Genomic DNA, 12236 nt, shown 5'->3' with positions numbered 1-12236 from the left:
CTCGCGAGCTGGGGGGCCTGTCAGCTTCTGTGAAGGCGGAAATCGTCCGTTGCGGCGCGTACTGCTGCGACGATTTCGGTGATCCGGGGTCTCATGCGTTCAGCGGGCCCGGAGACCGTCACCGCACCGAGGACTTCCCCTTTGTCGTTCCGGACAACAGCACTGACGCCGATGACTCCCGGTTCGCTTTCTTCATTGTTCAGCGCCCAACCGCGGTTGGAGATTTGTGCGAGTTCGGCAAGCAAATGGTCCCGGTCGTGGATGGCCAGGTCGGTGCCGTTGGTCCAGCTCCGTTCTCCCGAAAACATCCGATCCACTTCTTGCGGGGGAAGGGCTGCCAGAAGGCACTTTCCAGCCGAGGTGATGTGTGCCGGAAGGCGATGCCCCACCCTGGAGACGGCGCGGATGATATGCGGGCTTTCCACGCAGGCAAGGAACAACGCCTGGTCTTCCTTGAGCACCAAATAGTGGGCGGTCTCCCCGGTCTCCCTCGCCAGCCAGGCCAAGGTCGGCTCGATCTCGGTCCGGATATCGCCCTTGTTGGTCAGCGCCTGCGCGAGTTGCATCAACGCCGGGCCCGCTACGAACGACTTGTCCGTCGGGTGGCGTTCCAGCAAACCGGACTGGGCCAGCGTGGATACCATCCGGTGCGCCGTAGACCGCGCGGCGCCAAGCTCCTCAGCCACGTCCACGATTCGGATGCTGGACCTTGAACGCAACATGAGGAGGGTGCGGGCGGCGTTCTCAACCGACTCGATCGGATACCGGTATGCCGGATCCGCCGAGGACTCCTCGGGGACGGTGACGTTCATGGGGCTCAGCCTCTTCGTGTGTGGGTCGTCTGTAGCCAGCATAGACAGACCGTGGACCGCCGTGGCATTACGCATGGACGGTCCCTCCCACAAGCATGGCTTCCTGTCCGGCCAGCATCCGCGACTCCCGGCTGATGTACGCGCGAAGCTTCTCAATGGATTCCTCCAACGCCTCCGCGCCCTTGCCGGCGTCGAACACGTACGCGTCCGGCCGGACCAGCACCCAGTCGGCGTCAGCGGCACCCAACCAGTCCGTGAAGCGAGTCCCTTCCTCAACAAAGTTTCGAGGGGAAGCCTCACCCGGCCGGGTGCTGATGGAAGCTACGGAAACGTCCAGCAGTTCCAGGTGGCGCTTCGCGGTGGAAGGCAACCCGTTCAGTACTTCCGGCTGAACAGTCAGCAACGTCAAAGAGGAACCGAGGAGGTCGTCCAGGAGGACATCCTCGGAACCCGCAATTCGCGGTTGCACCGCCAAGCGGCCGCCAAGCGGACCGTCCACGAACCCGGCGCCGAGCTGCGGCTGGAACGGTGGATTGGCTTCTGTCTGGGCCTCGAGCTTTCCATCCCGTTCCGCTGCCTTTTGGGCATCCGTCTCGCAGACCAGTTGGCCTACACGGACCGATTCGGCGATGTACTCCGTCACGTGGGGCCGCCGGCTCTCCGTGTAGGCGTCCAGGAATTCGACCGGAGCGGTGCCTTTCAGCACCTTGTTGAGCATCCACGACAGCGTCATGGCATCACGCATTCCGCTGATCATTCCTTGGCCCATGAAAGGCGGCATCAGATGCGCGGCATCTCCGGCAAGCAACACGCGGCCCTGTTTGAAGGTCGAGGCCACCAAGGAATGGAACGTGTACGTGGTCGACCGGAGGAGCGTCGCCGTGTCCGCGGTGATCCACCGCCGAAGCTTGGGCCAGACGTTCTCCGGCTTTGCCGCTTCCACGGGATCGGCACCGTCGACGATCATGAACTCCCAGCGGTAATGGTCACCGCCCAACCAGGCCATGTGCGAAGGCTGGGCAGGATCGAGTACCTGGCCCGTGTCCGGAACCTTGGGGGCCTTGGCCCCCGCCTTCATTTCGACATCAATGACCACCCAGGTCGCTTCGAACCCGAGGTCGTCCCTTGCGATCCCTGCCTGCTCCCGAACGAGACTGTTGGCGCCGTCCGCCCCCACAACGAAACGCGCAAAGATAGGTTCCTCTCCGCCGTCGACCTTTAACTCAACACGGTCGCCGAGGTCGGACACGGTCCGCACGTTGGTCGACTGGCGCACTGTTACGCCCGGGGTGGACTTGGCCGTCGCGTCGAAGATGCCCTCGATGTCCGGCTGATAGAAGTGGTACGAGGACTCCCAGCCACTGGGAGTTTCCCAGCCACGCGGCAGGTTGGACAGGACGCTGAGATCGGCGCGGAGGAGCAGGTACTCGCGGGCAGGAACGATCGCGTCATTGATCTCCCCGGAGATCCCCATGGCCTGCAGGATCCGCATCGCTTCATGGTCCAGGTGGCAAGCGCGGGGCAGCGGGTACAGGCCGGCTTGCTTGTCCAGAACCAGGACCGACCACCCTTGACGTCCCAGCAGCGTGGCCAGGCTCTGGCCCACCGGGCCATAACCTACGATCGCGACGTCATAGTTCGTGGCTGCGTCCATTTCCTACTCCAGTCCCTGGCGGCGGAAGGACGCCGGCACCGGTGTCTTGGCCATGGTGGTGCGCTGGGCCCCGAGGCCCTCGATTTCGATGAGCACCTCGTCGCCGGCCTGCAGCCACGGGAATTCGCCCTCACCGTGGGTGCGGCTCAGTTCGAGGATGCAGCCCGTGCCACAAGTGCCTGAGCCGAAAACATCGCCCGGGCGGACTTCCGTGCCGCGGCTCGCGTAGGAAACCATTTCCCCGAACGAGTAGTGGACGTCAGCCCAGTTGGCCCGGGAGTATTCGACGCCGTTGACCTTGAGGGACATGGCCCGGTCAAAACCGGTCGCCGTCCGGTACGGCTCCAGTTCGTCCTTGGTAACCAGCCACGGGCCGAGCGAGGTGGCGGTGTCCTTGCCCTTCACCGGCCCCATGGACAGGAGCATTTCCTCATGTTGAATATCGCGGCCGCTCCAGTCGCACAGGATGCTGTAACCAATGATGGCGTCTTCGCCTTCCTCGGCCGTGAGGTCCTGCCCGCCCTTGCCGACAACTGCGGCCACCTCCAACTCGAAGTCGAAACGCTCCGAGCCGGGAGTCATGGGGATTTCGCCTTCACCCTTGAAGTTGTAGGGGTTGGAGAAGTAGAAGACCGGGATCTTGTACCAGAGCGGATTCATCTCCAGGCCCCGCGACTCCCGGCCGGCCTTGACGTGCTGTTCGAAGGCATAGAAGTCGCGGAACGTGGGTGGCGTGGCAATGGGGGAGAGGTTGCGGACCGTTGAAGGATCGACGACGGCGCCGGCCTGGATTGCTTGTTCGCCCGCCTTCCGCAGGGTTTCTTCGCCCTGTTGGATCAGGTCGAGCAGGTCATGGTGGCCTTCGATGACACGGTACGTGTCGTCAACAACGACGCCGACGCGAGGCAGTTCGCCTTCGCTGGTGAATCGAACGAACTTCATGGTTAACGTCCTCCCACCAGCAGGGTGTTCTGGCGGTACTTGGACGGCGTGGGGGCCAATCCCAGGGCGCGGAAGCCTTCGGGGAGGTAGTCGTTCCACTGGTTCCACCACACTTCGCCGTCTTCCCAAACGACTGGTTCGCGGTTGTCGTCATAAATCTGTTCGATGTCCGTGTAGAGCTCCACTACGTTTCCGGAGTGCTCCTTGTAGTAGCAGGCGATGTTGTTGCCTGCGCCGTGCCTGACCGGACCCCACAGCAGTTCACGGCCCAGGGCGTGGAGGCGGTCGCCGGCCTTGGTGAGGTCGCTGACGCCCTGGACCTCCCAGGCATGGTGGTGGAATGTGCCGCGACCTTGCAGCACGGCGATGCCGTGGTGTTCGGTGTTGCAACGCAGGAAGTAGCCCCGTGAACCGCCGGTGCCGATCACGTCGGAAATCCGGAAGTCGAGGACCTTGGTCAGGAATTGCACCATTCCGTGGTGGTCCTGTGGATGGAAGTTGAAGTGGCCGTAGCGGTTCGGACCGAAGCCCTTGGGGGCGATGCCGGCCTTCTGCAGGCCCAGGGAAATTTCGAAGGCGAAGCCCTCCGGGCCGATGAACGTGAAGCCGTCCTCCACGCCTTCTCCGGTGGGCTTCTCGGAGACGACCAGGAAGCCTTCGTCCTCCACCCGCCGTCGTATGTCCCTGAGTGCATCGCCGTTCGCGGCGATGAGTCCCAAGGCTTCCAAACCATCGACGTCGGACTCGACGTACGTCAGTTCGTGGTGCACGTCTGCGGCGGCCAGGTAGGAGACGCCGTCGGTCCGCTTGGTTTCGCGCAGACCCAGGATCTGTGTTGCGTCGACGACGGACTGTTCAAGGTTGGAGGTCCGGATTGATACCGGCCCCATTTCGGAAATAGCGCCCCAGGACATTTGGTACTCCACATCTGGCTGAATCGGTTCTGACTGTTCCGTCGAGTAGAACATGTTCTGCTCTGCGGATGTTACGAGGACGCTAACAGCTTTGACTCTGGAGTTGCAAGCTTTTGCTGCGGTGCAAAATTAGGACTTGTGCTGCAACTCACACTTCCAGTAGCGTGTGGTCATTCCCTCAGCGCAGAACATGTTCTGCTCTGCGAAACTTTACATTTCCCCTCTACAAAGGTGTGACTTGGGAAAGGACATGACATGACAGAACGGACGTCTACGCGGAGCCCGGAGTTGCGCAGCAGCTCCCGGGATCGCCGACGCGTGGTCTTTGCGACCGTCGCCGGCACCACCATCGAGTGGTACGACTTCTTCCTTTACGCCACCGCCGCGGGCCTGATCTTCACCAAGGTCTACTTCGAACCCGCGGGATCAGCCGCCGCGCCGCTTCTGGCATTCCTGACCGTTGGCATCAGCTTCTTGTTCCGGCCGCTCGGCGCATTCCTCGCCGGGCACTTCGGTGACCGCTACGGCCGCCGCGTTGTTCTGATGGCCACCCTGGTGTTGATGGGTGCTTCGACCGCGCTGATCGGTTTGTTGCCCACCTATGACTCCATTGGACTGGTGGCTCCAATCCTGCTGGTTCTCTTGAGGATCCTGCAGGGCATCTCGGCGGGCGGCGAGTGGGGAGGCGCTGCACTTCTGGCCGTCGAGCACGCTCCGACGCAGCGGCGTGGCATCTTCGGAGCCTCACCGCAGATCGGCACTCCCCTGGGACTCCTGCTGGCGTCGGGCATGTTGGCCACAATGACATTGATCGCTCCCGGTGAGGCTTTCCTTGAGTGGGGATGGCGCGTTCCGTTCATCCTTTCCGTGGCACTGATCGTCATTGGCTACTACATCCGACGCAAGGTGGATGAGAGCCCGGTGTTCAGCGAACTGGCCGAACGCAAGAAGGAATCCCGCGCACCGATCGTCGAACTCTTCAAGAACCACTGGCGTCTGGTCCTGTTGGCGGCTTTGATTCCTGCCGCAAGCCAGGCTTCCGGCTACATGACTACAGGCGGCTACATCCAGCGCTACGCCACCGATCCCGCCGGCCCCGTTGGCTTGGACGCCGGGGAAGTCCTCTGGGTGGTCACTGCCTCGGCCATTTCCTGGCTGATTTTCACCCTTGTTGGCGGAGCGCTTTCGGACAAGATCGGGCGCCAAAAGACGATGCTCCTCGGGTGGCTCCTGCTCGCCGCGGCGCTGCTCGTCCTCTTCCCGCTGGTCAACACAGCCTCGACGGTAGGGCTCTTCGCCGGACTGACCCTCGTGACCGTTGGCCTGGGACTGGTCATCGGCCCGCTGTCGGCGCACTACACCGAAATCTTCCCGGCGACCGTGCGCTTCTCGGGAGTCTCCATTGCCTACGCGTTAGGCGCGATCGTCGGCGGCGCTTTCGCTCCGACTATTGCCCAGGCCCTGGTTCAAGCCACAGGCTCCACCGGCGCCGTGACGGTCTACCTGGAAGTGATGGTGGTGGTGTCCATCATCGCAACCCTCCTGGTCCGCGACCGCACGGGTGTACCCCTTGGCGCAGAAATGGAGGACCGGGTTGAAAGCCCTGTTCATGGAGCCAACGCCTAAGATGTTACGCCGTTCAGATAGCCTGCGGCCGGATCAGATGGAGCCGGACCAGAAGAAGCTGTACGAAGCCATCACGCAGGGCACCCGGGCCCAAGGCCCGCAGCACTTCGCCCTCACGGATGAGCAAGGCCGTCTCAACGGGCCGTTCGGCGACTTCCTGTTGTCGCCGTCGGTCGGGATGGCGCTTCAAGGGGTTGGTGCCGCACTGCGCTACGAAACCGAATTGCCCGACCGGGCGCGTGAAATCGCGATCCTCCTTGTTGCTGCCCGCCATCACTCAACCTTCGAGCGGGAGTCCCACGAGGCCATTGGGCGGGCCCTCGGATTCAGCCGCCATGAGTTGGAGGCCATCCGGCGGGAAGACGTAACGCCGTTCGACGGAATTGAAGCACTGGTTGGCCGGACCGTCTTGGCACTCCTCGACGGAGACCTTGGCGATTGCGCTTGGTACGAGGCGGAGGATGTACTCGGCCAGCGCACGGTCTTTGAACTGGTGACCTTGGTGGGCTACTACTCAACCCTGGCGCTGCAGCTCCGGGTGTTCCGGGTGGATGCGCCCGTGGAGGATGAGACAGTCCCCGTCTATTGGTAGGGAGCTGCTGGCCACCCGGAAGCAGCTTGGGGCCCCGGAACGGTAATTCCGTTCCGGGGCTCTTTTGTGTATGCGGTTCGAACCAAGCTTGCAGAAGCTGGCTCTGTCGCCTCTGGCTGGGGCCAGGTCAGCGGGCACTCTGACGGCCGTCATTTAACCTTTGAGCCCGGATTGGTTCCAGACGTGGGGGAAGGTGAAGATTGCCACCGCGGCCAGTGCGGACTTGGCCAGGGGCATTTGCGATTTTCCACCGGATTGCTGTTCGTCCGAGTCCGTCGAGCCGGGCGGCTTCTTCCGGTTCTACCGGCAGGGCGATGTGCGATGAAGGCTTGCCGCATGATGAATGTCGTCGCCAGCACGCTCGGAGCTCCAAGTGCGGTTACAAGGATCAAGGCCAGTGCGTGTTGTTCCCGGGGAACGCCAGTGGCGGCAGCCGGAGGGTCTGAAAGTAAGTCTGAATTGTGTAGAGGCTGGGTGACCCACCTGCCTATTGGCGCGCCTGGGAGAAGCCCGCAAGGGCGGCCATGACGGCTGCCCTTGCTTTGTCTTCGAGTTCGTAGACGGATTTTCGTCCGTTTCGGTGGGAGGTCACTAAGTGGTGGCTCTTGAGGGCCGCGAGGTGGTTTGAGATGTAGGACTGGGATAGGCCGAGCGTGGATGCGATTTCGGTGGGACCTAGTGGTGCGGAGTACAGGAGCGAAATTATCCTTTGCCGGGTTTGGCTTTCCAGTACGGGCGCGACTACTTGTTTCATCGTTATCCTGCGGCTTCGATGGCTGGGCGGCCTCTGAGCTCGTAGAGGTCAACGATTCGTTCGAAGGGTAAGACCCCGACGCGATCGGCCCACTGGGCCCAGTCCGCGAGCAGCGATTCTGCAAGGTCCCGGTTCTCGGTGAGGACGTCATCGAGCTCAGTTGCGTCCTTGCCCAAGTTGTACAGCTCCCATGGTCCAGGGAAGTTCCGGACCAGTTTCCAGTCGCCGCGGCGGATCGCACCGTTGCCGGCGTGTTCCCAGTAGAGGGTGCCGCTCTGGGCATCCGCGGCGTGGCGAACAGGGTAGTTACCGTCGTCCCCGGTGAGGTGCTTCAGGAAGCTGGTGCCTTCCAGCGGGGGCATGGGTGTGCCGTTCATCTCGGTTGGCGGTTGTATGCCGGCCGCTTCCAAGAGGGTGGGCAGGACGTTGGTCAGCTGCAGGGGCTGACGTACCAGGCGGCCCTGCTGAACAGCCCCCGCGGGCCAGTGGATGATGAAGGGCGCCGCTATGCCGCCTTCGTGTGTCCATTTTTTGTACATCCGGAAAGGGGTGTTGGAGAGGTTGGCCCACGCCCTGCCGTAGCTGGCGTAGGTGTTCTCGGGGCCGGGAACTATTGCTGGTTCATTGCCGAGCGCGACGGGTTCCCCGTCGCGGGTGTGAGGGCGGTAAATGTCGCTGCGTTGGACGAAGGTTTCCCGCTCGAAGTGGGGAATCTCCTCGGGCGAGGCACCGTTGTCGGAGAGGAAGATGATGATGGTGTTGTCGAACTGGTTGTTGGCCTTGAGCTCGGTAATGATCTTGCCGATCCCTTGGTCCATTCGGTCCACTTGCGCTGCGTAGGTTTGCATGCGTCTGGTTTGCCAAGCATGGTCCGGGGTCTCAACCCAGGCTGCTTCTTCGGGGTCGCGGGGGCTGAGGACGCTTCCAGGTTCTACGATGCCGAGCTCGTACTGTCGTTCAAAGCGTTGTTGTCGTAGCTTGTCCCAGCCGGCATCAAAGCGCCCGTCGTATTTACGAATGTCATCTTCGGGCGCATGGAGCGGCCAGTGCGGTGCCGTGTAGGCAACGTAAAGGAAGAAGGGTTTGTTCTCCGTACTTGCCCTGTTGAGGAAGCCGAGGGCTTCTTCGGTGATGGCGTTCGTGTAGTAGAAGTCCGGGTCCTCGGCTTCGTGTTCGATGTTGGTTTCGTTTCGGGTGAGTGTGCCGGGGCTGTAGAAACTGCCGCAGCCTGTGAGTGTTCCGTAGAAGTAGTCGAAACCGCGCCGAGTGGGCCAGGCGTCGTTAGGGTTGCGGACGTCGGCTGCCAGATGCCATTTACCGGTGATTGCGGTGGCGTAGCCGTTGGCGGAGAAGATCTCCGCGGCGGTGGGGCAGTTGCGGTTCAGGTTTCCTTCGTAGCCTACGGGGGAGTCGTCGCCCGTGAGTACGCCGATGCCGGTCTGGTGCGGGTGCATGCCGGTGAGGAGCGAGGCCCGGGAAGGGCTGCACCGGGCCGTCGTGTAGAACTGGGTGAGCCGGGCGCCGCCTTCGGCGAGTTGGTCGAGGTTGGGGGTGTCGATCTCCCCGCCGTAGGAGCCCAGATCGGAGTAGCCGAGGTCGTCGGCGAGGATCACTAGGACGTTGGGTTGGGAGGTGGAAATGTCTTTCATGGTAGTCCTCTAGCCCTTCACTGCGCCTGCGGTCAGGCCGGCGACAATGTAGCGGTTGGCGATGATCGTGATGATGATGATGGGAATGGCTGCCAGGGTTCCGGCGGCTGCCATCTGGCCCCAGGCTACTTCGAAGGGCTGAACCAAGGATGCGATGCCGACCGTCAAGGGGGCTGTGACACCACCGGAGGTCATGGTCAGACCGAACAGGAACTCGTTCCAGGCCATGATCCCGGTGAACGTTCCGACGGAGGCCAGGCCGGGCTTGACCAACGGGAGCATCACCGACCGGAAGGCAGTTGCCTCCGATGCGCCGTCTATCAGCGCTGCTTCCCGCAGGGTGGCCGGCAGACCGTCGAAGTACACCTTCATCAGCAGCGCAGCAAAGGGCAACTGAAATACCGTGTTAAGGATGACCAGGCCGAGGGTGCCACCGATGAGGCCGAAGGAGGACATGGTGGCGTAAAGACCGGGGACCAGCACCATGGGCGGGATCAGCGGGATGAATGCCGTCAGTGCCAGCAGCGGCAGGAGCACGGCCCGGGGAATCGTCAGCTGCGACAGGGCGTAACCGGCGAGGGAACCGAAGATCAGGCACAGCAGCACTGTTCCGATGACGATGGCGAGGCTGTTTCCGAGCTGGGCCAGGAGCGGGTTGCCGGGTGCCAGCAGGTCGGTGTAGTTGCTCAGCGAAAAGCCAATGTTGATGTCGGCAGCGATGATGTTCTTCAAGGGTTGGAAGCTGAGGGCAACCATCCACACGATTGGCACGATGGTCGCGATGATGGCGGCGATGAGGATGAGTTCGGCGACGGTGCCGATGACGCCCATGCTGGCGCGGGTCTGGTTTTTAGACATGGGAGGTTCGCCTTCCGTTCACTGCTTTCTTGGTCAGGACGTAGATTCCGCCAAGCAGTGCAAAGATCAGGATGATGGCCACGCCAAGTGCTGAGCCGTAGCCAAGTTCCAAACGGTCGAAGAAGATGGTGCGGATGTGAAGGCTGATGAGGTTTGTGGAGTTGCCCGGTCCGCCATGGGTCAGCAGGAACATCTCATCGAAGGCTTTGACGGACATGATGAGTCGAATCACGGCTGAGGTGATGATTACTGGTTTGACCATGGGCAGGACGACCAGCAGGATGCTCTGCCATTCTGTAGCGCCGTCCACGCGGGCGGCTTCGAGGACTTCAGTGTCGATCGACTGGAGCGAGGTGTAGACGAGAAGGAATACCAAGGGTGTCCAGTGCCAGACGTCTACAGCGATGATGGACAGCATCGCTCCAACGGGTTCCCCCAGCCAGCCTTGTCCTGGGAGCCCGGCGGCGAGCAGTGCTTTATTAACAGCGCCGATGGTTGGGCTGAGGAGCAGCAGCCAGATGACGCTTACGACGACGGGAGCAACCACCGTGGGCCAGATCAGGATTCGCTTGGCGATTGTTTTCATGAACACGGCACGGTCGAGCATTACAGCCAGCAACGTTCCGAGGACGACCGTGAGCGCGACGGCTCCGACGATGAAGATGACGGTAACGAGCAGGACCGGAAGCGTGTCAGGGTCGCCCAGAATGCGGGCGAAGTTATCGAGGCCTGCGAACTCCATGTGGAAGCCGCCTTGGACGACCTGCACTTGGGAGCCGGCCATTACGATCAGCTGTATGGCGGGATACACGCCGAACAGGAGAAGGAACAGGGCAAAGGGCGTCAACGCCAGCAGCCCGAATTTGGACCAGGACTTACGGCCACGAGGGGAGGTTGCGGTTCTGACGGTGCGAACCGGCACGGTTGTTGTGGCTGTCATTTGAGGTACCCAGCGTCCTTGACGACCTTGGTTACCGCAGCCTGGAGCGCGTCCATGCCCTGTGCGGGGCTGACCTCGCCGGATGCTATCTGTGTCAGGAACTTCTCAGTCTCAGCGGCCATGGCAGGCCCGAAGGTTTGCCGGATTGAGGGTTTGATGTGATCGACTGACTGTTGGAGGGGTTTCAAGTAAGCTGCGCCGGCACCGGATTCGGCTCCCGATGCTAGGGCACTGCGGCGTGTCGGGATGCCACCGGCGTTCATGAAAATGGCCTGGGCCTCGTCGGTGAGGATCCACTTAATGAAATCAAGCGCGGCGCTGGCGCGTTCGGCAGGCAGGCCCTTGGGAATGGCCAGGCTCCAAGTGCCGCTGGTGGGTGCTGGACTCCCGCCCGGGCCTGCAGGAACCTCTGCGAAACCTACGGTGTCGGCAATTTGGGACTTATCCTTGTTCAGGAACTGACTGGCCGCGGCTGCCACAACATGCGTCTGGAGCGCTTGGCCGCCCTGCATGAGGGAAATAACTTCAGCCTGGCCGACAGTCTGAGGCTGTTCGGGCCCGAGCTTCGCCAGTTCACGGTAAGTGGTGGCAGCTGCGATGCCCGCCTCGGAATTGATGGTAGGCGTCCAGTCTTTGCCCTCCTCCTTGAACCACGAACCACCGTGGCTGTAGAAGACAGGCATGAATTCATAGGTCACCGAAAGACCGCTCTGCGCGGCCTGCGCGCGGGGCACGTAACCGTACCGGATCTTTCCTGCCTGCACCGCCTTGCGTCCGTTCTCAACGGCTTCCGACCAAGACTTGGGCACGGAAAGGTTGAGTTCCTCGTAGATGTCCTTGCGGTACACAAAAAGGTCCATGTTGCCATTGATGGGGTAACCCATCACCTTGCCGCTGTCAGCTGAACTCTTCTTCTCGGCATCCCAATAGGGGAGGTTCGCGTAGGTGAGCACTTCCGGATCCATCTTGAAGCCCGGGTCGATGGCATCAAAGGGCTGAGCCCAGCCGTTGGAGTAGAACTGCCCCACGCCGAATTCGTCGATCTGGAAGATGTCGAACGGGAAGCTGCTGCCTTGAACGGCGTTCGTCTGTTGCGTGAACAAACCGTCATAGGGGAACTCTCGAAGCGTAACCTTGATGCCGCTCACTTCCTGGTACTTGGTCGCCATCTTTCGGTAGGCCTCAAGCCAAGGTGTTTTGGCCGTCGGAACCACCAGTTCCGTGACTTTCCCACCGCCGGCGGATCCTCCGCCCAAGGCGCCGGTTCCGCTTTGGCTGCACGCCGTTACGCCGCCGAGCAGGGGAACAGATGCACCGAGTCCGAGTACCTGAAGGAACCGGCGGCGGTTGGTTTCAAATTGAACTTGCTCATTCATGGGGATCATCGCTCTCCGTTGAACGCCTCAGCTTAGGCAGCAGAAGGAATACGGTTTGGTTAGGTGATGTAACTAAACTCAGATTAGGAGACGTGCCTCACATTGTCAATACAAAGTTT

Annotated in this window: 11 protein-coding genes; 2 read left to right on the top strand and 9 right to left on the bottom strand. The window is 61.7% G+C overall.

The features are described from left to right. Positions 1-20: 20 nt before the first annotated feature. The 4 genes from AUR_RS09855 to AUR_RS09840 form a co-directional block, all read right to left on the bottom strand. Positions 21-812 carry an IclR family transcriptional regulator gene (locus tag AUR_RS09855; protein WP_062098752.1) on the bottom strand — a complete coding sequence of 264 codons (792 nt, stop codon included), beginning with the start codon at positions 810-812 and terminating at the stop codon, positions 21-23. 67 nt (positions 813-879) lie between these two features. Beyond that, on the bottom strand, positions 880-2466 hold the full coding sequence (locus AUR_RS09850) for a bifunctional 3-(3-hydroxy-phenyl)propionate/3-hydroxycinnamic acid hydroxylase (RefSeq protein ID WP_062098750.1): 1587 nt from the start codon (positions 2464-2466) through the stop codon (positions 880-882). Positions 2467-2469: 3 nt separating this feature from the next. Continuing rightward, a complete protein-coding gene (locus tag AUR_RS09845; protein ID WP_062098748.1) occupies positions 2470-3408 on the bottom strand; it encodes a fumarylacetoacetate hydrolase family protein in 939 nt (312 codons plus the stop codon). A gap of 2 nt (positions 3409-3410) precedes the next feature. Further along, complete coding sequence (locus AUR_RS09840) at positions 3411-4322, bottom strand: VOC family protein (RefSeq protein ID WP_062098746.1); 912 nt, start codon at positions 4320-4322, stop codon at positions 3411-3413. 255 nt (positions 4323-4577) lie between these two features. On the opposite strand from AUR_RS09840, the gene AUR_RS09835 reads away from it, so the two are divergent. Then, positions 4578-5948 carry an MFS transporter gene (locus tag AUR_RS09835; RefSeq protein WP_082694457.1) on the top strand — a complete coding sequence of 457 codons (1371 nt, stop codon included), beginning with the start codon at positions 4578-4580 and terminating at the stop codon, positions 5946-5948. A gap of 1 nt (position 5949) precedes the next feature. After that, positions 5950-6540, top strand: coding sequence for a carboxymuconolactone decarboxylase family protein (locus AUR_RS09830; RefSeq protein WP_062098743.1), 591 nt, complete (start codon positions 5950-5952; stop codon positions 6538-6540). A 487-nt stretch (positions 6541-7027) separates the two neighbouring features. On the opposite strand, the gene AUR_RS09820 is transcribed toward AUR_RS09830, so the two are convergent. From AUR_RS09820 to AUR_RS09800, 5 genes are read right to left on the bottom strand one after another with little or no spacing between them, the layout of a single operon-like run. Then, entirely contained in the window at positions 7028-7294 is a 267-nt protein-coding gene (locus tag AUR_RS09820) for an ArsR/SmtB family transcription factor (RefSeq protein ID WP_062098739.1), read from the bottom strand. 2 nt (positions 7295-7296) lie between these two features. Continuing rightward, positions 7297-8943, bottom strand: coding sequence for an arylsulfatase (locus AUR_RS09815; RefSeq protein ID WP_062098736.1), 1647 nt, complete (start codon positions 8941-8943; stop codon positions 7297-7299). A gap of 9 nt (positions 8944-8952) precedes the next feature. After that, a complete protein-coding gene (locus tag AUR_RS09810) occupies positions 8953-9801 on the bottom strand; it encodes a carbohydrate ABC transporter permease (protein WP_062098734.1) in 849 nt (282 codons plus the stop codon). After that, the gene (locus AUR_RS09805) at positions 9794-10741 is read right to left on the bottom strand and encodes a carbohydrate ABC transporter permease (RefSeq protein WP_082694458.1); all 948 of its coding nucleotides are present in this window, start codon (positions 10739-10741) and stop codon (positions 9794-9796) included. The genes AUR_RS09810 and AUR_RS09805 overlap by 8 nt, the downstream gene beginning before the upstream one ends. Then, a complete protein-coding gene (locus tag AUR_RS09800; protein ID WP_164888674.1) occupies positions 10738-12117 on the bottom strand; it encodes an extracellular solute-binding protein in 1380 nt (459 codons plus the stop codon). Before AUR_RS09800 ends, AUR_RS09805 begins: the two co-directional genes overlap by 4 nt. Positions 12118-12236: the final 119 nt, after the last annotated feature.

The sequence above is a fragment of the Paenarthrobacter ureafaciens genome (assembly GCF_004028095.1).
GTDB classification, from domain to species: domain Bacteria; phylum Actinomycetota; class Actinomycetes; order Actinomycetales; family Micrococcaceae; genus Arthrobacter; species Arthrobacter ureafaciens.
The sequence above is the reverse complement of the archived record's forward strand: the minus strand, read 5'-3'. Positions and strand labels throughout refer to the sequence as shown.

Bases quoted from the DNA above. Each gene is read 5' to 3' on its own strand.
- AUR_RS09830 (WP_062098743.1), top strand. From the start codon at position 5,950: ATGTTACGCCGTTCAGATAGCCTGCGGCCGGATCAGATGGAGCCGGAC.
- AUR_RS09855 (WP_062098752.1), bottom strand. From the start codon at position 812: ATGAACGTCACCGTCCCCGAGGAGTCCTCGGCGGATCCGGCATACCGG.
- AUR_RS09800 (WP_164888674.1), bottom strand. From the start codon at position 12,117: ATGAATGAGCAAGTTCAATTTGAAACCAACCGCCGCCGGTTCCTTCAG.
- AUR_RS09815 (WP_062098736.1), bottom strand. From the start codon at position 8,943: ATGAAAGACATTTCCACCTCCCAACCCAACGTCCTAGTGATCCTCGCC.
- AUR_RS09820 (WP_062098739.1), bottom strand. From the start codon at position 7,294: ATGAAACAAGTAGTCGCGCCCGTACTGGAAAGCCAAACCCGGCAAAGG.
- AUR_RS09840 (WP_062098746.1), bottom strand. From the start codon at position 4,322: ATGTCCTGGGGCGCTATTTCCGAAATGGGGCCGGTATCAATCCGGACC.
- AUR_RS09845 (WP_062098748.1), bottom strand. From the start codon at position 3,408: ATGAAGTTCGTTCGATTCACCAGCGAAGGCGAACTGCCTCGCGTCGGC.
- AUR_RS09805 (WP_082694458.1), bottom strand. From the start codon at position 10,741: ATGACAGCCACAACAACCGTGCCGGTTCGCACCGTCAGAACCGCAACC.
- AUR_RS09810 (WP_062098734.1), bottom strand. From the start codon at position 9,801: ATGTCTAAAAACCAGACCCGCGCCAGCATGGGCGTCATCGGCACCGTC.
- AUR_RS09835 (WP_082694457.1), top strand. From the start codon at position 4,578: ATGACAGAACGGACGTCTACGCGGAGCCCGGAGTTGCGCAGCAGCTCC.
- AUR_RS09850 (WP_062098750.1), bottom strand. From the start codon at position 2,466: ATGGACGCAGCCACGAACTATGACGTCGCGATCGTAGGTTATGGCCCG.